Origin of the sequence: Pseudomonas sp. RA_35y_Pfl2_P32 (assembly GCF_963970735.1) — a bacterium.
Lineage (GTDB): Bacteria > Pseudomonadota > Gammaproteobacteria > Pseudomonadales > Pseudomonadaceae > Aquipseudomonas.
Genome location: NZ_CAXAQF010000006.1, coordinates 130,321 through 150,712 on the forward strand (window position 1 = coordinate 130,321; position 20,392 = coordinate 150,712).

The 20,392-nt window shown below is 61.3% G+C and carries 21 protein-coding genes and 1 tRNA gene; 11 read left to right on the forward strand and 11 right to left on the reverse strand.

The window, feature by feature from the left end; all coding sequences use genetic code 11:
- Window positions 1-24 precede the first annotated feature (24 nt).
- The 4 genes from AACY45_RS07815 to AACY45_RS07830 all read right to left on the reverse strand — a co-directional run bounded on the left by AACY45_RS07815 (window position 25) and on the right by AACY45_RS07830 (window position 3,762).
- Window positions 25-100, reverse strand: a tRNA-Phe gene (locus AACY45_RS07815).
- A gap of 103 nt (window positions 101-203) precedes the next feature.
- Window positions 204-476 carry an oxidative damage protection protein gene (locus AACY45_RS07820; protein ID WP_339544914.1) on the reverse strand — a complete coding sequence of 91 codons (273 nt, stop codon included), beginning with the start codon at window positions 474-476 and terminating at the stop codon, window positions 204-206.
- On the reverse strand, window positions 473-1,540 hold the full coding sequence (mutY, locus tag AACY45_RS07825) for an A/G-specific adenine glycosylase (RefSeq protein ID WP_339544915.1): 1,068 nt from the start codon (window positions 1,538-1,540) through the stop codon (window positions 473-475). The genes AACY45_RS07820 and mutY overlap by 4 nt, the downstream gene beginning before the upstream one ends.
- Entirely contained in the window at window positions 1,537-3,762 is a 2,226-nt protein-coding gene (locus AACY45_RS07830) for an AsmA family protein (RefSeq protein WP_339544916.1), read from the reverse strand. The genes mutY and AACY45_RS07830 overlap by 4 nt, the downstream gene beginning before the upstream one ends.
- A gap of 398 nt (window positions 3,763-4,160) precedes the next feature.
- Here AACY45_RS07830 and AACY45_RS07835 point away from each other — a divergent pair, with 398 nt between their 5' ends.
- The 7 genes from AACY45_RS07835 to AACY45_RS07865 all read left to right on the forward strand — a co-directional run bounded on the left by AACY45_RS07835 (window position 4,161) and on the right by AACY45_RS07865 (window position 9,873).
- The gene (locus AACY45_RS07835) at window positions 4,161-5,822 is read left to right on the forward strand and encodes an OFA family MFS transporter (protein ID WP_339544917.1); all 1,662 of its coding nucleotides are present in this window, start codon (window positions 4,161-4,163) and stop codon (window positions 5,820-5,822) included.
- A 182-nt stretch (window positions 5,823-6,004) separates the two neighbouring features.
- Entirely contained in the window at window positions 6,005-6,598 is a 594-nt protein-coding gene (hisB, locus tag AACY45_RS07840) for an imidazoleglycerol-phosphate dehydratase HisB (protein ID WP_095167520.1), read from the forward strand.
- Complete coding sequence (gene hisH / locus AACY45_RS07845) at window positions 6,598-7,236, forward strand: imidazole glycerol phosphate synthase subunit HisH (protein WP_339544918.1); 639 nt, start codon at window positions 6,598-6,600, stop codon at window positions 7,234-7,236. Before hisB ends, hisH begins: the two co-directional genes overlap by 1 nt.
- Window positions 7,237-7,491, forward strand: coding sequence for a DUF2164 domain-containing protein (locus AACY45_RS07850; RefSeq protein ID WP_339544919.1), 255 nt, complete (start codon window positions 7,237-7,239; stop codon window positions 7,489-7,491). It abuts the gene before it with no gap.
- Window positions 7,492-7,533: 42 nt separating this feature from the next.
- Window positions 7,534-8,271 carry a 1-(5-phosphoribosyl)-5-[(5-phosphoribosylamino)methylideneamino]imidazole-4-carboxamide isomerase gene (gene hisA / locus AACY45_RS07855; protein WP_166592440.1) on the forward strand — a complete coding sequence of 246 codons (738 nt, stop codon included), beginning with the start codon at window positions 7,534-7,536 and terminating at the stop codon, window positions 8,269-8,271.
- Window positions 8,272-8,280: 9 nt separating this feature from the next.
- The gene (gene hisF / locus AACY45_RS07860; protein WP_017126987.1) at window positions 8,281-9,051 is read left to right on the forward strand and encodes an imidazole glycerol phosphate synthase subunit HisF; all 771 of its coding nucleotides are present in this window, start codon (window positions 8,281-8,283) and stop codon (window positions 9,049-9,051) included.
- Window positions 9,052-9,117: 66 nt separating this feature from the next.
- The gene (locus AACY45_RS07865; RefSeq protein ID WP_339544921.1) at window positions 9,118-9,873 is read left to right on the forward strand and encodes a substrate-binding periplasmic protein; all 756 of its coding nucleotides are present in this window, start codon (window positions 9,118-9,120) and stop codon (window positions 9,871-9,873) included.
- A gap of 3 nt (window positions 9,874-9,876) precedes the next feature.
- Here AACY45_RS07865 and AACY45_RS07870 read toward each other — a convergent pair whose 3' ends face one another.
- From AACY45_RS07870 to gpmI, 6 genes are all read right to left on the reverse strand, one after another.
- Window positions 9,877-11,106: a trypsin-like serine peptidase gene (locus AACY45_RS07870; RefSeq protein ID WP_339544922.1), complete on the reverse strand. Its 1,230-nt coding sequence runs from the start codon at window positions 11,104-11,106 to the stop codon at window positions 9,877-9,879.
- A 72-nt stretch (window positions 11,107-11,178) separates the two neighbouring features.
- Entirely contained in the window at window positions 11,179-12,450 is a 1,272-nt protein-coding gene (locus tag AACY45_RS07875; RefSeq protein WP_339544923.1) for a Vps62-related protein, read from the reverse strand.
- A gap of 107 nt (window positions 12,451-12,557) precedes the next feature.
- The gene (locus AACY45_RS07880) at window positions 12,558-13,334 is read right to left on the reverse strand and encodes a divergent polysaccharide deacetylase family protein (protein ID WP_339544924.1); all 777 of its coding nucleotides are present in this window, start codon (window positions 13,332-13,334) and stop codon (window positions 12,558-12,560) included.
- A gap of 1 nt (window position 13,335) precedes the next feature.
- A complete protein-coding gene (locus AACY45_RS07885; RefSeq protein ID WP_339544925.1) occupies window positions 13,336-14,643 on the reverse strand; it encodes a S41 family peptidase in 1,308 nt (435 codons plus the stop codon).
- Between the two features lie 31 nt (window positions 14,644-14,674).
- Window positions 14,675-15,970 (reverse strand): murein hydrolase activator EnvC family protein, encoded by a 1,296-nt coding sequence (locus AACY45_RS07890; RefSeq protein WP_339544926.1) that lies wholly within the window; start codon window positions 15,968-15,970, stop codon window positions 14,675-14,677.
- Window positions 15,971-16,214: 244 nt separating this feature from the next.
- A complete protein-coding gene (gpmI, locus tag AACY45_RS07895) occupies window positions 16,215-17,744 on the reverse strand; it encodes a 2,3-bisphosphoglycerate-independent phosphoglycerate mutase (protein WP_339544927.1) in 1,530 nt (509 codons plus the stop codon).
- A gap of 155 nt (window positions 17,745-17,899) precedes the next feature.
- Between gpmI and AACY45_RS07900 the strand changes: the two genes are divergently transcribed.
- Genes AACY45_RS07900 through secB form a run of 3 tightly spaced genes read left to right on the forward strand, consistent with a single transcriptional unit; the run spans window position 17,900 to window position 19,091 of the window.
- The gene (locus AACY45_RS07900) at window positions 17,900-18,313 is read left to right on the forward strand and encodes a rhodanese-like domain-containing protein (protein ID WP_339544928.1); all 414 of its coding nucleotides are present in this window, start codon (window positions 17,900-17,902) and stop codon (window positions 18,311-18,313) included.
- Between the two features lies 1 nt (window position 18,314).
- The gene (grxC, locus tag AACY45_RS07905) at window positions 18,315-18,569 is read left to right on the forward strand and encodes a glutaredoxin 3 (protein ID WP_095167355.1); all 255 of its coding nucleotides are present in this window, start codon (window positions 18,315-18,317) and stop codon (window positions 18,567-18,569) included.
- Window positions 18,570-18,608: 39 nt separating this feature from the next.
- Window positions 18,609-19,091: a protein-export chaperone SecB gene (gene secB, locus AACY45_RS07910; RefSeq protein WP_095167353.1), complete on the forward strand. Its 483-nt coding sequence runs from the start codon at window positions 18,609-18,611 to the stop codon at window positions 19,089-19,091.
- Window positions 19,092-19,202: 111 nt separating this feature from the next.
- On the opposite strand, the gene AACY45_RS07915 is transcribed toward secB, so the two are convergent.
- Window positions 19,203-19,658, reverse strand: a complete 456-nt coding sequence (locus tag AACY45_RS07915; RefSeq protein WP_029295910.1) for a tRNA (cytidine(34)-2'-O)-methyltransferase — start codon at window positions 19,656-19,658, stop codon at window positions 19,203-19,205.
- Here AACY45_RS07915 and AACY45_RS07920 point away from each other — a divergent pair.
- Window positions 19,657-20,097 carry a hypothetical protein gene (locus AACY45_RS07920; RefSeq protein WP_339544929.1) on the forward strand — a complete coding sequence of 147 codons (441 nt, stop codon included), beginning with the start codon at window positions 19,657-19,659 and terminating at the stop codon, window positions 20,095-20,097. The genes AACY45_RS07915 and AACY45_RS07920 overlap by 2 nt on opposite strands.
- The last annotated feature ends 295 nt before the right edge of the window (window positions 20,098-20,392 follow it).

Here is a 20,392-nt window from a genome sequence, read left to right on the forward strand (position 1 = left end):
TTGCGATTCAGGGTTTTCGGTATTTGGTGCCCAGAGACGGAATCGAACCGCCGACACGGGGATTTTCAATCCCCTGCTCTACCGACTGAGCTATCTGGGCAACGGGGCGCATTAAACTGGTTTTTCAGGGGGTCGTCAAGCAAGTTTTCATAAAAAATTTAATTATTACCGTCGCTTACGATCCAACCCCCGTATTCAAGGGATTACTCGGCAGGCGGCACGTAGCCTTCGGCCTTGGCGTAATCCTCGCCGGAGAAGAACTTGTCCATCTCGCCCTGAAGGTATTTGCGGTCTTCGGCGTTCATCATGTTCAACCGTTTTTCGTTGATCAGCAGGGTCTGGTGTTTTTGCCAGTCGGCCCAGGCCTTTTGCGAAACGTGGTCAAAAATATCCTGGCCTTTGGCGCCCGGGAAGGGAATGCGCTCCAGGCCCGGCAGTTCTTCGTTGTACTTGCGGCACATGATGGTGCGGGTCATGACGACTCTCCTGCGTTCAATACGTCGGCCGCGCGCTTGAGCAGTTTTTTCACCGGGGCGGCGAGGCCCAGGCGCGGCGGGGTGGCGAGGTTATACCAGAGCCAGTCGGCCTCGGCCACGTGATGGCCGGCCTCCTGGACCTGGACCAGCCAGGGTTCGATGGCCAACTGGAAGTGGCTGAAGGTGTGGATCAGGTTCGGCAGCTCGGTGTGTTCGCCCAGTTGCAGTGAGTGTTGCACGGCCAGGTGTTCCAGGTCGCCGAGGTCGTCCAGCTCCGGCAGGCTCCACAAACCGCCCCACAGGCCCGTGGAGGGGCGCCGGTAAAGCAGGATCGCGCCGTCACGGTTGGCCAGCAGCGGCATCAATGTGCGCTTCTGGGGCACGGTTTTACGCGGCTTGGGGATCGGGTAGCGGGTTTCCAGGCCAAGCATGTGCGCTTCACAGCCCTTTTCCAGCGGGCACAGCAGGCAGCTGGGCTTGCTGCGGGTGCAGAGCGTGGCGCCCATGTCCATCATCGCCTGGGTGTAGGCGTTGACGCGGTCGTGGGGGGTGAAGCGTTCGGCGGTGGCCCACAGCTGCTTGGCCACCTTGGGTTCGCCTGGGTAGCCCTCTTGCGCGGTAAAACGTGCCAGCACCCGTTTGACGTTGCCATCGAGGATCGGCGCCCGCAGGCCCATGCTCAGGCTGGCGATGGCGCCCGCCGTGGACAGGCCGATGCCCGGCAGGTCGGTGAGTTTTTCCACATCCTGGGGAAATTCGCCGCCGTATTGCTCGACCACGATCTTCGCGGTCTTTTGCAAGTTGCGCGCGCGGGTGTAGTAGCCCAGCCCGGTCCACAGGTGCAGCACTTCGTCTTCCGGCGCGGCAGCCAAGGCCTGGACCGTAGGCAACGACGCCATGAAGCGGTCGAAGTAGTTCAGCACGGTGCTGACCTGGGTCTGCTGCAACATGATTTCCGAGACCCACACCCGATAAGGGGTGATGCCCTGTTGCCAGGGCAGGTCGTGGCGGCCGTGGTGGTCGTACCAGTCCAGCACCGCCGTTGAAAATTGCTCGGCTCTCATCGCTTGAACAGCCCCTTGAGCGCGTTCTTCAGTTCCGGGCTGACCTTGTCGCCGAGTTTTTCATCGATTTTCTCACTGAGTTTGCTGCCGGCCAGTTTGCTGGCGACTTGGCCGAGGCGCTCGTTGTCCAGGCGGCAGGCCTTGGCGCCGAGCTCCAGTGGCCCCCGGCAGCGCAGCGGCCATTCGATGCCGACGAATTTCTCGCCAACCTGGCAGGCCGGGTCCGGCATGTCGCGTTGGTCGCCTTCGACGATGATGCCGACACGGTAGTCCATGCCCAGCACGCGCAGGTCGACGTCGCCGTTGCCGTTGACGGTCATCCCCGGGATGCGCACTTTCAGATCCGGGTTGCTGGCGACGCCGTTACGCAGGGTCAGGTTGCCCTTGAGCTCCTGGAACGGGGTGTCCTTGCCCCGTGGCTCGCCGCTGAGGGTCTTGCGGTTGAGGGTGGCGATGCCTTTGCACAGCTGCTGCTCGAGGTTGGCGTTGAGCAGCACGCCATTGTTGATCACGAAGCTGGCGTTGCCGTTGAGGCTGTCGATCAAGGTTTTCTGGCTGTTGCCGCTGGCGGTGAGCTGGCTGTTGAGCGTGACCAGGCCCTGGACCGGCGGGGTCTTGCCTTGGCTCTCGAGGATTTTTTCCGCGGGCACCCGGTCGATCGCGGTCTGCATGCTCAAGGCCGGTACCGGCTGGCGCACATCGAGGGTGCCCTTGGCATTGAAGGTGCCGTTGTACAGCTCGCCACCGAGGTTTTGCAGGGTCAGCAAGCCGCCCTGGCCAGTGGCCTTGAGGGCGGCGTTGTGGATCGGCAATTTACTGAGGGTCAGTTGACCGAAGGTCAGGTCGGCGTCGAGGTCGAGCTTGCTCAGGCGTTCGCTCGGGATCAGCTTGTCGTTGCTCCACGCGCCTTTGGTCGGGGCGTTGGGCAGCGGGGTGCTGCCAGCGCCGGCCAGGGCATCGGCTTCGGTGCTGCTGACTTCCGCCTGGCGGGCCACCGCTGCGCTGTTGGCGTCGGCGGACTTGGGCGGCAGGTAGCGATCAGCATTGAAGGTGTCGGCCTTGAGCTGCACGCGCAGGGCTTGTTTGGCGAAATCCTCGACGGCGATGCGGCCACTGAAGGTGCTGTCATCGAGTTTCAGGTTGATGTTGTCCAGCGCCAGGCTGGTGGGGGTCGCGGCCAGGCGGCTGACCAGTTCGACTTTGCTCAGGCTGTCCTCGGCCATGGGCGGGAGTTTCTGGCCGATGCTGTCGATGAACCGGGCCAGGTCAAACTGGGCGATCGACAGGGCGCCGCTGATTTGCGGGGTTTTGTCGAGGTCATTGGCCTTCAGTTCGCCAAGGGCGCGTAACTGATTGACGGACAGCTTGATGCCGGTCCATTCGGCGACGTTCGCCGCTTGGTCGAGGTGTATCTGCCCTTGGGCGGCAAAGGTCACTGCCTTGCCTTGCAGCGGCTCGCCGGTCAGTTCCCCCGACAGCTTCATGTCTTCGAGCGTGTAGCGCTGCAGTGCGCGTTCGAAACGCAGTTCGCCATTGAGCTCGGTGCGCACCCGCAGCGCAGGTTGGTTGCTGGAGAGGAACGCGGTCAACTTGACGTCGATATTGGTTGCATCGTGCACGGGCCCGGTGCTCAGTTGGATGCTCTCGGCGCTGAATTGCTTGCCGGTGCGCTCGTCGGTGAACTCCACCCGGGCGTTGTTGACGGTCAGGCTGTCGATGTCGAGGCGAATCGGCTGGGCGGGTTTCTCCGTGGGGGCAGGGGCGCTGCCAGCCGGTTCGTTGCCAGCGGTTGGGGCCTCGGGCTGGCCCGCGACTGGTACGGCCTTGCCGATGTCTTCCCAGTTGCCGCGGCCATCCTTGTCGCGATTGAGGCGCAGGTTCAGGCCCTCGACCCGGACGTCGCTCATTTGCACTTCGCGGCGCAGCAATGGCAGGACTCGCACCGAAAGGCCGAGCATCTGCAGGTCGGCGAACGGCGCCTTGGGGTTGTTCAGGGTCGCGACGCTGGCTTCGTGCAATTCCAGGCCAAGCCAGGGAAACAGGCTCCAGCCAATGTCGCCATTGAGCGTCAGCTCGATGTGGGCTTTGTCGCGGGCAATCTGGCGAATCTCGTCTTTGTAGTCATTGGGATCAAAGAAGTGGGTCAGGGCAAAGCCCAGGGCCACGATGACCAGCAATAGCCCGAGAAGTACCAGACCCAGGATTTTGCCGAACGCTTTCATGGGGCGAGTCCTTGTAGAGAGTCGAATTCGAAATTTAGCCGGAGAGTATAGCGCTCCGAAACTGGCGACTGGTCAGTGATCGCTTCAGGGTATGTCCGGTGGCTGTTTCGGCTTGGCTGGCGGTGCCTGGATTGGCGGGTTGCACCGAGCAGCGGTCCGCGAAACGGCCAGCGATCAAACGCCTGTTGGCCGCGCGATCGGAGCAGATCGCCTGCAAAGCGCCAGATCAGACTGGTTTTTCTATCACGGGCAAATGGTAATCTTCGCCCGTCCGCCTGCCGTGCTGCGACCGGTTGTCGCGCTCAATGGAACCTCACTCGATAAAACGGCCATGCCGATGTGCAAACAAGGTTGTGGGTGAGGGGGGCGAACCATACTAATAATTGGGGGAGACACACATGAGCACGAGCACTGAGGCGGGCATTATTGCGCCGCCGCCGGCGTTCCTGTCCAAGGAACGCATCATCGCCCGGCCCGGTTTCAACCGCTGGCTGGTACCACCGGCCGCGCTGGCCATTCACCTGTGCATCGGCATGGCCTATGGTTTCTCGGTGTTCTGGTTGCCGTTGTCCAAGGCCCTGGGCGTGACCGCGCCCGTGGCGTGTGCGCCCGACATGAGCTTTATCGCCCAGGTGTTCTCGTCCCAGTGCGACTGGCCGATCTCGATGCTCGGCTGGATCTATACCCTGTTTTTCATCTTCCTCGGTTGCTCGGCAGCTATCTGGGGCGGCTGGCTGGAACATGCCGGGCCGCGCAAGGCCGGCGTAGTGTCGGCACTGTGCTGGTGCGGTGGCCTGTTGATTTCCGCACTGGGCATCTACACCCATCAGATCTGGCTGATGTGGCTCGGCTCCGGGGTGATTGGCGGGATCGGCCTGGGCCTGGGCTATATCTCCCCGGTGTCGACCTTGATCAAGTGGTTCCCGGACAAGCGCGGCATGGCCACCGGCATGGCGATCATGGGGTTTGGTGGCGGGGCCATGGTCGGCGCGCCACTGGCGGCTGCGCTGATGGGCCATTTCGCCTCGCCGAGCGGCGTCGGCGTGTGGCAGAGCTTTCTGGTGATGGCGGCGATTTACCTGGTGTTCATGATCGGCGGGGCGCTGTCGTACCGCGTGCCACCGACCGGCTGGAAGCCTGAGGGCTGGACCCCGCCGGCGAAAAAAGTGGCCAACGCGATGATTACCCACCGTCACGTGCACGTGAGTGTGGCGTGGAAAACCCCGCAGTTCCGCCTGGTGTGGCTGGTGTTGTGCCTCAACGTATCGGCCGGGATCGGCATTCTGGGCATGGCCTCGCCGTTGTTGCAGGAAGTGTTCGGCGGCAAGTTGTTGGGTAACGAACTGGCATTCGGTCAGTTGGACGCCGGGCAACTGGCCTCGATCGCGGCCATCGCCGCCGGGTTTACCGGGTTGCTGAGTCTGTTCAACATTGGCGGGCGGTTCTTCTGGGCGTCGTTCTCTGACTACCTGGGGCGCAAAAACACCTACTTTGTGTTCTTCGCCCTGGGCTTTGCCCTGTATGCGCTGATCCCGAACCTCGGGCACCTGGGCAATATCTCGCTGTTCGTCGCGGCCTTCTGCATCATCCTGTCGATGTACGGCGGTGGTTTCGCCACGGTGCCGGCGTACCTGGCCGACCTGTTCGGCACCCAGATGGTCGGGGCGATCCACGGTCGCCTGCTGACGGCCTGGGCGGCGGCGGGCGTGCTCGGTCCGGTGCTGGTGAACTACCTGCGTGAGTATCAGTTGAGCATTGGCGTCGAACGCGCAGCGGCCTATGACATCACCTTGTACATCCTGGCGGGCCTGTTGGTGCTGGGGTTCCTCTGCAACCTGTTGGTACGTCCCGTGGCAGACAAGTACTTCATGACTGACGCCGAGCTGGCAGCCGAGCAGGCCCTGGGTCACGACAAAGGCTCCGACAGCACCACGGTGCTGGAGTGGAAGGCGTCGTCGGCCAGCGTGCCGTTGGCCGTGGCGGCCTGGCTGGTGGTGGGGATTCCGCTGGCGTGGGGCGTGTGGGTGACGTTGCAGAAGACGGCAGTACTCTTCCACTAAATCCCCCGATGCGGATCGCTCCCACGCGCTGTGTGGGGGCGATCGCTGTGCTTGTCATGACAGGTATATCCCCGGCCACATTGGCTTCTACCCGTCAGGGATATCACTTGGCGTGTTTCTGTTTGCCGCTGCCGTGCCTATAATGGCTGCCTTTTTCGCCCAATGATTTTGCGGAGCTGGTGATGGCCGAACGTATGGCGTCTGTCGAGCGCGACACTCTGGAAACCCAGATCAAAGCCTCGATCAACCTGGATGGCACCGGAAAGGCCCGATTTAATATCGGTGTACCTTTTCTTGAGCACATGCTGGACCAGATCGCCCGTCACGGGCTGATCGACCTGGATATCGAGTGCAAGGGCGACCTGCATATCGACGACCACCACACCGTGGAAGACGTCGGTATCACCCTGGGGCAAGCCTTCAGCAAAGCCATCGGCGACAAGAAAGGCATCCGTCGCTATGGCCACGCCTATGTGCCGCTCGATGAAGCGTTGTCGCGCGTGGTCATCGACTTCTCCGGCCGTCCGGGCCTGCAGATGCATGTTCCCTATACCCGCGCCACCGTCGGTGGTTTTGACGTCGATCTGTTCCAGGAGTTTTTCCAGGGCTTCGTCAACCACGCCAACGTCAGCCTGCACATCGACAACCTGCGTGGCACCAACACCCACCACCAGATCGAAACCGTGTTCAAGGCTTTCGGCCGCGCCCTGCGCATGGCCGTCGAGCTCGATGAGCGCATGGCCGGGCAAATGCCTTCGACCAAGGGCGTCCTGTAATGCAGACGGTCGCGGTTATCGATTACGGCATGGGTAACCTGCATTCGGTGGCCAAGGCCCTCGAACACGTAGGTGCCGGCAAGGTGCTGATCACCAGCGATGCCAATGTGATTCGCGAAGCCGACCGGGTGGTTTTCCCCGGTGTCGGTGCGATTCGCGACTGCATGGCCGAGATCCGTCGCCTGGGCTTCGACTCGCTGGTGCGCGAAGTCAGCCAGGACCGTCCATTCCTCGGCATCTGTGTCGGCATGCAAGCCTTGCTCGAACACAGTGAAGAGAATGACGGCATTGACTGCATCGGCCTGTTTCCAGGCGCGGTGAAGTTCTTCGGCAAGGGCCTGCATGAAGACGGCGAACACCTGAAAGTCCCGCACATGGGCTGGAACGAAGTGCAGCAGGTGGTGGATCACCCGCTGTGGCACAACATCCCGAACCTGGCGCGCTTCTATTTTGTGCACAGCTACTACATCGCCGCCGGTAACCCGCGGCAGGTGGTCGGTGGCGGTCACTATGGCGTCGATTTCGCCGCTGCGCTGGCCGAAGGCTCGCGTTTCGCCGTGCAGTTCCATCCCGAGAAGAGCCATACCCATGGCCTGCAGCTGCTGCAGAACTTCGCGGCGTGGGATGGTCGCTGGTAAATGGCCAAGAAGAAGCCACCGATCCTGACCCTCACTCCCGAACAGGAGAACGAGGCCAATCACAAGATCAAGCGCTTCATGGAGGATCGCTTCGAACTGGACCTGGGTTCGTTCGAAGCGGCCGAAATCCTTGAGCTGTTTACCCGCGAAATTGCTCCGCACTATTACAACAGGGCGATTTTCGATGTGCAGACGCACCTCAAAGAGAGGTTTGAAAGCATCGAAAGCGACCTGTGGGCGCTCGAGAAAAACTGATTTCCGAGCAATGCTGAAAAATCGAATGTGAAGGTTTGCCAGATGCTGATTATTCCCGCTATCGATCTCAAAGACGGTGCCTGTGTACGTCTGCGCCAGGGCCGCATGGAAGATTCCACGGTGTTCTCCGATGACCCGGTGAGCATGGCTGCCAAGTGGGTGGAAGGCGGTTGCCGTCGCCTGCATCTGGTCGACCTGAACGGTGCGTTCGAAGGCCAGCCGGTCAACGGCGAAGTGGTGACCGCCATTGCCAAGCGCTACCCGAACCTGCCGATCCAGATCGGCGGTGGCATCCGTTCCCTGGAAACCATCGAACACTACGTCAAGGCGGGCGTGAGCTACGTGATCATCGGCACCAAGGCCGTGAAGGATCCGGCGTTCGTCGCTGAGGCCTGCCGCGCATTCCCGGGTAAGGTGATTGTTGGCCTGGACGCCAAGGACGGGTTTGTCGCCACTGACGGCTGGGCTGAAATCAGCACCGTGAACGTCATCGACCTGGCCAAGCAATTCGAATCCGACGGCGTGTCTGCCATCGTTTATACCGATATCGCCAAAGACGGCATGATGCAGGGTTGCAACGTGTCGTACACCGCTGCCCTGGCTGCGGCCACGCGGATCCCGGTGATCGCGTCCGGTGGCATCCACAACCTGGGTGACATCAAGTCGCTGCTCGACGCTCGCGCACCGGGCATCATCGGCGCCATCACCGGCCGGGCGATCTACGAAGGCACCCTCGACGTCGCCGAGGCGCAAGCCTTCTGCGATTCGTACCAAGGCTGAGGACTGATCATGGCGCTGGCCAAACGTATCATCCCTTGCCTGGACGTGGACAACGGCCGGGTCGTCAAGGGTGTGAAGTTCGAAAACATCCGTGACGCCGGCGACCCGGTGGAAATCGCCCGTCGTTACGACGAGCAGGGTGCCGACGAGATTACCTTTCTCGACATCACCGCCAGCGTCGATGGCCGCGACACCACCTTGCATACCGTCGAGCGTATGGCCAGCCAGGTGTTCATCCCGCTGACCGTGGGCGGTGGCGTGCGCACCGTGCAAGACATTCGCAACCTGCTCAATGCCGGTGCGGACAAGGTTTCGATCAACACCGCGGCGGTGTTCAACCCGGAATTCGTCGGCGAAGCCGCGCAGCATTTCGGCTCGCAGTGCATCGTCGTGGCCATCGATGCCAAGAAAGTCTCCCTGCCGGGCGAAACCCCGCGTTGGGAAATCTTCACCCACGGCGGGCGCAAACCTACCGGACTGGATGCGGTGGAGTGGGCGAAGAAGATGGAAGGCCTGGGCGCGGGGGAAATCCTCCTGACCAGCATGGACCAGGACGGCATGAAGAACGGCTTCGACCTGGGCGTGACCCGCGCCATCAGCGATGCCCTGGGGATTCCGGTGATCGCTTCCGGCGGCGTCGGCAATCTGCAGCACTTGGCGGACGGTATCCTCGAAGGTCACGCCAGCGCGGTCCTGGCGGCGAGTATCTTTCACTTCGGCGAGTACACGGTGCCGGAAGCGAAGGCCTACATGGCGGCGCGCGGGATTGTGGTTCGATAAAGGCCAGTGGACAGCATGGCGGGCTCAAGGCAAGCTTGGGCACGCCAATGGATTGCGGTAGCCGACATGCTCAGACGCCTTTTCCTCGTTCTTGCCAGTTCTGCGTTACTGTTCTGCGGCGTGCTACGGGCCGCTGAAAAAACCGATATCGACCTGGTCTTGCTGACGGAAAACTTCCCGCCCTACAACATGGCGAAGAACGGCAAGAACTTCGCCCAGGACGAGAACATCAATGGCATCGCCGTGGACATCGTTCGCGAGATATTAAAGCGGGCCAACATCACCTACAGCCTGACCCTGCGTTTCCCCTGGGAGCGAGTCTACAAACTCGCCCTGGAAAATCCCGGCTACGGGGTGTTCGTCATGGCGCGTTTGCCCGACCGCGAAAAGCTCTTCAAGTGGGTCGGCCCCATTGGTCCGGATGACTGGATCATGCTGGCCAAGGCTGACAGCAAAATTACCCTGCAAACCCTGGAAGAGGCGCGCAAATACAAGATCGGCGCCTACAAGGGCGACGCCATCGCCGAGACACTGGCCAAGCAGGGACTCAAGCCGATTGTGGTGCTGCGCGATCAGGACAACGCGAAAAAACTGCTCAATGGCCAGATTGACCTGTGGGCCACCGGGGACCCTGCCGGGCGCTATCTGGCGCGCCAGGACGGGGTCACGGGCCTCAAGACGGTCCTGCGTTTCCACAGCGCGCAGCTTTATCTGGCGTTGAATAAAGACGTGCCGGATGAAACCGTCGCCAAGCTTCAGGCAGCGCTGGATCAGATGCGCAAAGAAGGCGTGGTGGACGACATCATGGCGAAGTATCTGTAACCATCACTTCGATACCACCTGAGACGGAGCGGCCGGCGTCGCGCTCAAGTACACGGCACTTGTAAACACGTTATTCAATGTCGCCCTTGTCAGGTGCTGTTCCCCAGAACTGATGCCGATAATGCAGAGTGCATGTGTGCCGCTTTGTGGCCCGATTTCAGTATTGATGTAAGCGTCTTCAGTGCTGACAGCGACGCTGTAATTGTCGGGCGCCTTGCAGTCCCTGGCGTTATGGACCGTTTTGTAGCGATAGAAGGGCGCCTCGAGGGAGAACCTGAAATCCCACGTAGGCAATACGAGCTGTCCATCCGCGTTTTGCGTTCTATGAACGTATGACTTGAGCTTCCAGGGCTCCGAGACAGTCAGTTCGACCGGTTCCAGGGAACAGTCCGCCCCATCGCTGGTGAAGACACCGTCAATAAAGCACTTGTGCAGAAAGTTGGCCGAGTAGCTGTAGTTGAAACGGGCTGCCTTGCAAGACGTCGAATGCTCACAATCAGGCGGCTCGGGTGTATTGCGCGAGACCGCGACTTTACTGACGATGCCGGTGATTTCATTGGTGTGGCGGTTCAGCATCGGGCTACCGGAGCTGCCAGCGTGAAGGTCGCAACTGTTTTTCATAGCCGAAGGGAACACCCCGGGGTGATCGATGAACGTTCCGGCGGTTTGTTCAGCGCAGGCACTCAATCGAAGCCCTTGTTCGGTAAAGCCGCTCGGCGCGCCAATGTTAAGCGCATCCTGACTCTCGTAGGTTTGATGGGACGCCAGCTTGAGCGGGTTGACCCCGGCCTGTATCAGCGACGCCAATGTCGCGTCGACCTCCAGTACTGCAAGATCGGTCCCGACCAGACTGCTCCATCGGGCAGCTCGGATGGCGTATCGGCGCATACGCTGTGGCATGTCATGAAAGTAGTGGAAGGTGACGCTGGCCTTCAAAGGCAGATTGGTCCGCGCCGAACCGTACTGAAAGAACACGCAATGACCGCTGGTGAGCAGGTAAGCAGGGCTGGTGGCTTGGCCTTGTCTGTTACGCGTGTCCAGTAGAACGGCGCTGCAAGTCTTGCCCGATTGGAGACTGAGTCGTCCCACGCCGCTCCAGATTTCATAAAGATGTTCGCTGTTTTGCAGTGCCCTAGACGGTGAGTCGTTGACGGCGCCTTCGCCCAGATCGCGGGCCTGCACTGCGGAAATAGCTAACAGGCCGATCAGGCCCGCGAAGCTGAGGTAATTCATGTCCACTCCTTGGTGATGAAATTCAGGGTGAGCGCTATCGTGGCCCCCGGCGAGGTGCCGGCCGCAGTCCGGTTATTGTTCCGGCGGATATTCGCTCACATGCAGTTTGTCGTAGTCGGAATAACTTCCCTCGCTTGCCACTTGTGTGCCGTTGCTGCGTAGCAATTGGTAGTCAAACTGTGTGCGATAAACCGCCACGATGCGTTTCTTCGCAACGATGGTGACCACGTGTGCCGCCAGGGGGCCGACCAACCTGCTGTTCTGGGTGTCGGTGGGGGAGAAACTGTTGCCCAGTTTTGCCGAGAACTCGACTGAAAAGGTCGGTGGCAGTGATATGGAAAACTCCGGCAACCTGGAGCTCCATTCAACTCCTACCTCGACCGAGGTCAGGCGAGAGAAGGTTTCGAGGCTTTCGGTGGTGGGTGCCTCATCAGTCCATTTGAAGGTTTTTCCTGCGGAGCTGGTGTTATGGCCGTAGCCGATCAGCACGTACTGCTCCTTTCTTTGCAAGTGGTAGTAGGGAGAGGTACGAAACTGCTCAAAGGCGATCAGGTTGGGATCCTTGATCGCGAACCAGGGAAGCCGAGCAGTCTGGGTGACTGTGGCGGGCTGCGTTGAGGCGGGGGGTTCGTATCCGGTCAGGGACGGAGGAACTGGCGAAGGTTCGGCTTTGAGCGAAATGCGCATTCGCAGTGCATACGCGGTGATCTGCGTTAGTGGTTTGGTATAGCTGTTGACGCCAACGAATGTGCCTGGCGCAAAATGAATCTCTCCTGCGGCTGCGGCCGGTGGCAGGACATTCCAGGCGCTGAAGTCCTGCTTGGCACGACTGCCCTTGTCGCTCCAGATCATTGTGTCGATGGATGCCGCCACGACAAGATCCGCCCGCACGCATCGCACGGAGTTGACTGAAGGTTTATCGAGACCGTCAGCGCACACCAACCCAAGTGCCACGTAGCCCTGCGGTGCAACGGGACGCCATATTGAACAGTCCGTTTTGGCGCCTGACCCCTTGTCTTTCCAGACCTGTTCAAAGTCATCGGGCTTGCTCAGTGCCTTGTCCTGGTTGGCGCCAGGGCTTGGTGGTTGGCCTTCGCAAACAACGGCCACTACCCTGCGATTGTTGATGTTGTCGTGGCCGGATACAGCGAGGTCGCCGAGCGAGAAAAAGCCTGGCAGCAAATCAGGGGCAGGGCTGGGGCGCCAAAAGCCACCGGGTTTGGAGCGTGAGCCTTTGTTGTCCCAGATCCGGTGAAACTCGGTCGTAAAGTTGATCAGCAGGTTTTCAACTTTTATAGATTCCATTGGCCTGGTGGGTGCCGCGTCATCGTCATGTGGGTTCATGTTCATTCCTGATAATTGAAAGGCAGCCCAAATTGGGCTGTGGGTTTCAATATCCAGAATTGGCTGAGGCACCTGGCGTTAACTATGTAGTGGCCCGCTGCTGCTGGTTAGCGATAAGTCCCATCTTTGCCATGGGCAGTCATGGCGCGATTGCCGCGCACGCTGATCATCTGCCGGATATCAATCCAGTCGATGCCCTGGGCCTTGAGCTTGGGCAGTTCGCGCTCGAGCACCGCGAGGGTCTGCGGGTAGGGATGGCCGATCATCACCGCCGAACCCTGTTTGCGCGCCAGGCTGATGGCAGTCTGCAGTTGGCTGTAGATCGCCGCTTCGGTGCGTTCGTCGTCGAGAAACACATCCCGTGAAGCGCTGGCCAGGCCAACCTTCTGCGCCTCGGCGGCGGCAACGGTCTGGGCGCTGGTGCGGCTGTCGACGAAAAGCTTATGCCGGCGTTGCAACTCGGCCATCAACCAGGTCATGGCCGGCCGCTGGGCGGTCATGCGGCTGCCCATGTGGTTATTGAGGCCGGCGGTGAAGGGGACGGCCTTGAACGCGGCGTCCAGGCGCTTGCGCAGTTCTTCGACGGACAGTTCAGGGTGCCAGGCGAACGGGCCGGTGGCCGGGTCCATGGGCATGTGCAGGATGACGACCTTGCCGGCGCGGTGGGCCTCGCGGGCAAATTCGGTGGCGTGGGGGGTGTCGGGCATGATCGCCGTGGTGACTGGCCCGGGCAGCGCCAGTACGCGGCGATCCCGGGGCAGGTTCTGCCCCAGGTCATCGATGATCAGGCTCAGGTAAGCCTTGTGGGGGGGTGCCTGCCCGGACGTCGCGTGGGCAACGCCGGCCAGGCAGCACAGCAGGCTGAGGAGCCACCGCAGGCGCATCTCAGCGGCCGCGGGTAATGCTCAGGCCCTTGAGCAGGCTCAGCGCCTGGGCCAGTTGGTAATCGTCGTCCTGTGGCATCGGCTTGGCCTTGCCGCCGGAGCCGCTTGGCTTGTCGGCGCCGCCGTTGCCATTGCCCAGGTGGCCTTGCAGGTCAGCTTCCTTGAAGTACTCGCTGTCCTGCTCGCTGGTGATCTTCGCCCGACGCACTTCGATGTCCGGGACGATGCCCTGGGCCTGGATCGAGCGCCCGTTCGGGGTGAAGTACAGCGCGGTGGTGATCTTCAGCGCGCGGTCGTTGTTCAGCGGCAGCACGGTTTGTACCGAGCCCTTGCCGAAGCTGGTGGTGCCCATCACCACTGCACGTTTCTGGTCCTGCAGGGCACCGGCGACAATTTCCGAGGCCGAGGCGCTGCCGCCGTTGATCAGCACCACCATCGGCACCGCTTCGCTTTCGTCCTTGCCAGTGGCGGAGAAGCGCAGCTCGGAGTTGGCGATCCGGCCCTTGGTGTAGACGATCAGGCCCTTGGTGATGAAGTGGTCGACCACTTCCACTGCCGATTGCAGGACGCCGCCGGGGTTGTTGCGCAGATCCAGCACGATGCCGCTGAGCTTCTTGCCGTTTTCCTTGCGCAGCTTGGCCAAGGCCTGGGAGACCTCTTCGCCGGTCTTGACCTGGAACTGGGTGATGCGGATGTAGCCGTAGCCCGACTCCAGCAGCTGCGCCTTGACGCTCTTGACCTGGATGGTCGCGCGGGCCAGCGTCACGTCGAACGGGGTGCCGCCGTCGCGGACCAGGGTCAGGGTGATCTTCTCGCCGATCTTGCCACGCATGCGGTCCACGGCTTCGGTCAGGCTCTGGCCACGGGTGGGCTGGCCGTTGATCTTGACGATGAAGTCGCCGGCCTGGATGCCCGCCTTGGAGGCCGGGGTGTCGTCGATCGGCGACACCACCTTGATGAAGCCGTCCTCGGAGCCGACTTCGATGCCCAGGCCACCAAACTCACCGCTGGTGCTTTCCTGCAGCTCGGCGAAGTCTTCTGGCCCCAGGTAGGCGGAGTGCGGGTCGAGGTTGCTGAGCATGCCCTTGATGGCGTTTTCCAGCAGGGTCTTGTCATCCACCGGCTCGACATACGCGGCCTTGATCCGGTCCATGACCTCGGCAAAGGTGCGCAACTCATCCAGCGGCAATGGCGCCTTGGTGGTCGCGGCCGAAGTCGACGAGGCCGGTTCAGCGGCAAACGCCAGGGGCGCACCGATCACCAGGGCGATCGTCAGGGCCAGCGAAGTGAGGCGGGACAAATGCAGCATGTCGAACGAACTCCTGAGTTAGATGGTGCGCTTATCCTTGCGCACGGCACCATTGTGCTGGATCACTCGGGTGACCCTGCTGACGAATAGCGAAATACAGCGCGGGCGTGTCCTGGCCGCCACTGTTACCGACAGTGGAGATGGACTCGCCGGCCTTGACCACGTCGCCAGCCGACTTGAGCAGCGTCTGATTGTGGCCGTACAAGCTCAAGAAGCCGTTGCCGTGGTCGAGGATCACCAGCAAGCCGGCGCCACGCAGCCAGTCGGCGAACACCACGCGTCCGCCGTGCACGGCATGCACCTGGCTACCGGCGGAGGCGCTGATCATCACGCCGTCCCACTTGGTGCGGGTGTCGTCGCCACGGCTTTCACCAAAGCGGGCAAGCAATCGACCATCAACCGGCCAAGGAAGTTTTCCCCGTGTTGCAGAAAATGCACCGCCGAAGGTTTCGCCAGCGCTGGAAACCAGGGCGCCAGGGGTCGGTTTGGCGATTTTACGTGGGGCATCGGTCGGGGCGTCTGCCGCGGCCTGTGCCTCACGTAAACGCTTTTTTTCTGCTTCCTGCTGGGCGATCAGCGCTTTCTGCCGCGCTTCTTCTGCCTCCCGGGCCTGGCGTGCCAGGGTTTCCTCAATGGTTTTCAGGACTTTGGACAGGTCGGCCTGGTCCTGCTCGCGGGCCTGCAGCTTCCGGTCGCGGTCCTTGACGTCCGTGTTGAGCTTGGCCAGGACTTGCTGGCGCTCCTTGCGGACCTTGTCCAGTTCGTCGCGCTGGCTGTCGAGGCTGCTTTTTTGCACCAGCAGCTGGGCTTGTTGCTGGGTGATGTCCTGCTCGACATTGGCCAGTTGGCGCAGGGTTTCGTTGAAGTTCTTCAACTGTTCCATGCGAGCCTGGCTCAGATAGTCGTAATAGGTCAGGGTCCGGGCGAATTTTTCCGGATTCTGCTGGTTGAGCAGCAGCTTGAGGTATTCCTGGCGGCCGTTCTGATAGGCCGCGCGGGCCTGGGTGGCAATCAGTTGTTGCTGTTCAGTGCGCGCGCTCTGGAGTTTTTTTTTCTCGGCATCGAGTCGCTGCAGCTCGGATTCGCTTTTCTTCAGCTCTTTTTGCAGGGCATCGACCTGCTTCTCGAGCTTGCCCATCTCGGTCTCGGTGCCCTTGAGGTCCTTCTGCACCCCGGACTTTTCTTCCTGCAGCTTGCCCAGCAGCTTTTTCAGCTCGGCAATGTCCTGACGCGTGGCGTCCAACTGTTGTTGGGTTTGCGCGCGCTCGTCAGCAAAGGCCGGTTGGAGCAGGCAGGTCAGAGCTAGGGCTATCAGGACGCGGAGCATAGAGGCGGGCGACACCGGGGGAAAAAAGACAGCCTAGTATGCCCGGCAAGCGTTGCAAAAAAAACGCCCAATTAGGGCGGTGTGATAACTGGAGCAGAGTTACCTCTGAAAACACCCCAAAACCAATGTGGGAGCGAGCTTGCTCGCGATGGCGCCATAACATTCAACGTAGATGTTGACTGTCAGATTGCTATCGCGAGCAAGCTCGCTCCCACAGGGTTTTGTCGGTGTTTGATGGGGCGGGTTACACCAGGATCGAGGTGCCGGTCATCTCGGTCGGTTGCTCCAGCCCCAGCAGCTTGAGCATGGTCGGGGCCACGTCGGCCAGGACCCCGCCTTCGCGGACCTTGAGGTCGCGCTTGCCGACGTAGATGAACGGTACCGGCTCGGTGGTGTGGGCGGTGTGGGCCTGGCCGGTGGATTCGTCGGACATCTGCTCGACGTTACCGTGGTCGGCGGTGATCAGCGCTTCGCCACCCACTTTCTCCAGGGCTTCGACGATCCGGCCGACACACAGGTCCAGGCATTCAACCGCTTTGACCGCGGCGGCAAACACGCCGCTGTGGCCGACCATGTCGCCGTTGGCGTAGTTGACCACGATCACGTCGTAACGCTGGTTTTCGATAGCCTCGACGATGCGGTCGGTGACTTCCGGCGCGCTCATCTCCGGCTGCAGGTCGTAGGTGGCGACTTTTGGCGAAGGGATCAGGATGCGCTCTTCACCCGGGAACGGTTCTTCACGGCCGCCGGAGAAGAAGAAGGTCACGTGGGCGTATTTCTCGGTTTCGGCGATGCGCAGTTGGGTCTTGCCGTTTTTCGCCAGGTAGTCGCCCAGCACGTTTTCCAGGCTGCCCGGGGCAAAGGCCGACGGGGCAGGGATGCTGGCGGCATATTGGGTGAGCATGACAAAACCGGCCAGTTTTGGCTGGCGGGCACGTTCGAACTCGCTGAAATTGTCCTCGACGAACACTCGGCTCAGCTCCCGCGCACGGTCGGCGCGGAAGTTCATGAATATCATGGCGTCGCCGTCTTCGACCTTGACCGGCTCGCCGATGGTGGTGGCCTTGACGAATTCGTCGCTCTCGCCTCGCTCGTAGGCGGCTTGCAGGCCTTCCTGGGCGGTGGCGGCGTTGAATTCGCCGTTGCCGTCCACGATCAGGTTGTAAGCCTGGGAGACGCGGTCCCAGCGGTTGTCGCGGTCCATGGCGAAGTAACGGCCGATGAGGCTGGCGATCCGGCCTTTGCCCAGGGTCTTGAAGGCTTCATCCAGTAGTTCGATCGACGACTGGGCGCTTTTCGGCGGCGTGTCGCGGCCGTCGAGGAAGGCGTGCAGGTAGATCTTCTCGGCGCCGCGCTTGAAGGCCAGTTCGGCCATGGCGATCAGGTGGTCCTGGTGGCTGTGTACGCCACCCTCGGACAGCAGGCCCATGAAGTGCACGGCCTTGCCGGCGGCAACAGCCTTGTCCACGGCGGCGCAGAGGGTCGGGTTGTCGAAGAATTCGCCGTCGCGGATCGCTTTGGTCACGCGGGTGAAGTCCTGGTACACCACGCGGCCGGCGCCGAGGTTCATGTGGCCGACTTCCGAGTTGCCCATCTGGCCGTCCGGCAGGCCGACGTCCATGCCCGAACCCGAGATCAGGCCGTTCGGTACAGTGGCGCACAACCGGTCGAGGACAGGCTTGCGGGCCGCGAACACGGCGTTGGATTCTTCGCTCTCACTGTGACCGAAGCCGTCGAGAATCATCAGGACCAAAGGTTTAGGCGTGGTAGTCATAGATTCCACTCGTGGCTGAGTTAAAAAAGGGGCGATGAAAAAAGGGAGTGGCAGTTTAAAGCGAAGTTCCGGCGGCGTCACCGCCGGACGGGGTTTGGCCCACCATAGTGGCTGTGTATACTGGCCGACATTTTAACGCCCTGGAACCTCCTTCGATGGTTGCTCACCTGATTGAATTTGCCACTAACCACTATCTGCTCGTCGGTATCTTCGTCGTACTGCTGGCGCTGCTGATCGCTTATCAAATGCAGGGCGGCGGTCGCAGCCTGAGCACCGGTGAGCTGACCGGGCTGGTCAACAAGGACGCCGGCGTGGTGATCGACATCCGTTCGACCAAGGATTTCGCCGCCGGTCACATCGTTGGCGCGCTGAACATTCCGCACGACAAACTGACTGCCCGCGTCGGCGAGCTGGACAAGCACAAGGCCAAGACCATTATCCTGGTCGATGCCATGGGCCAGACAGCCGGTACCCACGCGCGCGAACTGCTCAAGGCCGGCTTCACCGCCGCCAAGCTGTCCGGCGGGATCTCCAGCTGGAAAGCCGATAACCTGCCGCTGGTGAAGTGATATGGCCAGCGTCGTCGTCTACTCCAGCGATTACTGCCCTTATTGCTCGCGCGCCAAGTACCTGCTGGAAAACAAGGGCGTAGCCTTCGACGAGATCAAGGTCGATGGCAAGCCGCAGGTGCGTGCCGAAATGGCCAGCAAGGCCGGGCGTACGTCCGTGCCGCAGATCTGGATCGGCAGCACCCATGTCGGTGGCTGTGATGATTTGTTTGCCCTGGACCGCGCTGGCAAGCTCGACGCGCTGCTCAAGGCCTAATTCCTTCCCTATTAGACCCAAGATCAGAAAGGATCTGAGATGACTGACCAACAGAACACTGCAGCTAGCGAAGAAGAAACCGCACCGCAATTCTCCTTGCAGCGCATCTACGTGCGTGACCTGTCCTTTGAAGCCCCGAAAAGCCCGGCGATCTTCCGCCAGCAGTGGGAGCCGAGCGTCGGTCTGGACCTCAATACCCGTCAGAAAGTGCTGGAAGACAACTTCCACGAAGTGGTGCTGACCCTGTCGGTGACCGTGAAGAACGGTGACGAAGTGGCCTTCATCGCCGAAGTCCAGCAGGCCGGTATCTTCCTGATCAAGAACCTCGACGAAGGTTCGATGAGCCACACCCTGGGCGCGTTCTGCCCGAACATCCTGTTCCCGTACGCTCGCGAAGCCCTGGACAGCCTGGTGACCCGTGGTTCGTTCCCGGCCCTGATGCTGGCCCCGGTGAACTTCGACGCACTGTACGCGCAAGAAGTGCAGCGCATGCAGCAGGACGGCGCTCAGACCGTTCAGTAAGCAGCGCGGCTGACAACATCGCGGGCAAGCCCGCTCCCACAGGATTGTGCACAACCTGTGGGAGCGGGCTTGCCCGCGATTGTTTTTGCCAGGCGCAAAGTGGCGGGTGGGTTATTTGAAACCCAGCTGCCGCCAGCCTTCGTACACGGCCACGGCCACGGTGTTGGACAGGTTCAGGCTGCGGCAACCTTCGCGCATCGGCAGGCGCAGGCGCTGGCCGTCGGGCAGGGCGTCCAGCACATCGGCCGGCAGACCACGGCTTTCCGGGCCGAACAGGAACGCATCGCCCTCGGCGAAACTGGCGTCGTGAAACGGCCGCGAGCCCTTGGTGGTGAACGCGAACAGGCGCGGATGGCCCAGGCTTTCCAGGCAGCTGGCAAGGTCGGCATGCCGTTGCAAGGTGGCATACTCGTGATAGTCGAGGCCGGCCCGCCGCAGGCGTTTGTCATCCATCTCGAAGCCCAGTGGCTCGATCAAGTGCAGGTGGCAGCCGCTGTTGGCGCACAGCCTGATAACGTTGCCGGTATTCGGCGGAATTTCTGGTTGAAAAAGGATGACGTGAAACATGCACGGCTCCGAAGGTAAAGATGGACGGCATTCTACGCCGGAAGTGGACCGGCGATCGAAGCTATTGCCGCGGGTGATGGGCTCGCTGGCGATTGTCGGCCTGATGGTGGGGTTGATGATCGGTCGCCTGACCACCCCCGAGCCGTCCGAGCTGCAGCAGGTCGAGGTCACCGGCGATGGCCTGGTGCTGTGGTTCAACAATGCGCCCAAGACCCATGGCGAACTGATCGACGGCAGCCTCGCGCTGCTGTTCGAGGCCCAGGGGCGGGCGCAGAAAGGCCAGCTCAAGCTCAGCGACAAGGACGTCAACTGGCGAGTGCGTTTGAGTGACAAGGGATTGTTGCTGACACTGGTGGCGGCCCGGCCGCTGAAGGGCGATTGGGCCGGCAGCGAGGTGGATGACCGCTGGCGGTTGGAGATCCATCTCCAGGAGCAATAAAAGAGGAATCCCCGGCCTGCCTGTACCAAGGACCCCAAAACGGGATGGGCTCACGCGTTGCGTCGTGAGCCCGGTGTAAAGAAGGAACCCCTGACCTGCCTGTATCAAGGGCCCCAAAACTGCTTGGGCTCGTCGCGTGTGCGGTGTGAGCCCGATGTAAAGAGGGGAATCCCCGGCCTGCCTGTACCAAGGTCCCCGAAACCGGGTAGTGAACTGAATCACTGAATGGACTATTGCAGGGGGCGTGCCAGGTTCTAATGGGTTGAAACAAAATGTTGTGTTGAAACGTCAAAAG

Bases quoted from the DNA above. Each gene is read 5' to 3' on its own strand.
- AACY45_RS07900 (WP_339544928.1), top strand. From the start codon at position 17,900: ATGGTTGCTCACCTGATTGAATTTGCCACTAACCACTATCTGCTCGTC.
- hisB (WP_095167520.1), top strand. From the start codon at position 6,005: ATGGCCGAACGTATGGCGTCTGTCGAGCGCGACACTCTGGAAACCCAG.
- AACY45_RS07890 (WP_339544926.1), bottom strand. From the start codon at position 15,970: ATGCTCCGCGTCCTGATAGCCCTAGCTCTGACCTGCCTGCTCCAACCG.
- AACY45_RS07850 (WP_339544919.1), top strand. From the start codon at position 7,237: ATGGCCAAGAAGAAGCCACCGATCCTGACCCTCACTCCCGAACAGGAG.
- mutY (WP_339544915.1), bottom strand. From the start codon at position 1,540: ATGAGAGCCGAGCAATTTTCAACGGCGGTGCTGGACTGGTACGACCAC.
- grxC (WP_095167355.1), top strand. From the start codon at position 18,315: ATGGCCAGCGTCGTCGTCTACTCCAGCGATTACTGCCCTTATTGCTCG.
- hisF (WP_017126987.1), top strand. From the start codon at position 8,281: ATGGCGCTGGCCAAACGTATCATCCCTTGCCTGGACGTGGACAACGGC.
- AACY45_RS07880 (WP_339544924.1), bottom strand. From the start codon at position 13,334: ATGCGCCTGCGGTGGCTCCTCAGCCTGCTGTGCTGCCTGGCCGGCGTT.
- gpmI (WP_339544927.1), bottom strand. From the start codon at position 17,744: ATGACTACCACGCCTAAACCTTTGGTCCTGATGATTCTCGACGGCTTC.
- AACY45_RS07870 (WP_339544922.1), bottom strand. From the start codon at position 11,106: ATGAATTACCTCAGCTTCGCGGGCCTGATCGGCCTGTTAGCTATTTCC.
- AACY45_RS07830 (WP_339544916.1), bottom strand. From the start codon at position 3,762: ATGAAAGCGTTCGGCAAAATCCTGGGTCTGGTACTTCTCGGGCTATTG.
- hisA (WP_166592440.1), top strand. From the start codon at position 7,534: ATGCTGATTATTCCCGCTATCGATCTCAAAGACGGTGCCTGTGTACGT.
- AACY45_RS07885 (WP_339544925.1), bottom strand. From the start codon at position 14,643: ATGCTGCATTTGTCCCGCCTCACTTCGCTGGCCCTGACGATCGCCCTG.
- secB (WP_095167353.1), top strand. From the start codon at position 18,609: ATGACTGACCAACAGAACACTGCAGCTAGCGAAGAAGAAACCGCACCG.
- AACY45_RS07920 (WP_339544929.1), top strand. From the start codon at position 19,657: ATGCACGGCTCCGAAGGTAAAGATGGACGGCATTCTACGCCGGAAGTG.
- AACY45_RS07820 (WP_339544914.1), bottom strand. From the start codon at position 476: ATGACCCGCACCATCATGTGCCGCAAGTACAACGAAGAACTGCCGGGC.
- hisH (WP_339544918.1), top strand. From the start codon at position 6,598: ATGCAGACGGTCGCGGTTATCGATTACGGCATGGGTAACCTGCATTCG.
- AACY45_RS07865 (WP_339544921.1), top strand. From the start codon at position 9,118: ATGCTCAGACGCCTTTTCCTCGTTCTTGCCAGTTCTGCGTTACTGTTC.
- AACY45_RS07915 (WP_029295910.1), bottom strand. From the start codon at position 19,658: ATGTTTCACGTCATCCTTTTTCAACCAGAAATTCCGCCGAATACCGGC.
- AACY45_RS07835 (WP_339544917.1), top strand. From the start codon at position 4,161: ATGAGCACGAGCACTGAGGCGGGCATTATTGCGCCGCCGCCGGCGTTC.
- AACY45_RS07875 (WP_339544923.1), bottom strand. From the start codon at position 12,450: ATGAACCCACATGACGATGACGCGGCACCCACCAGGCCAATGGAATCT.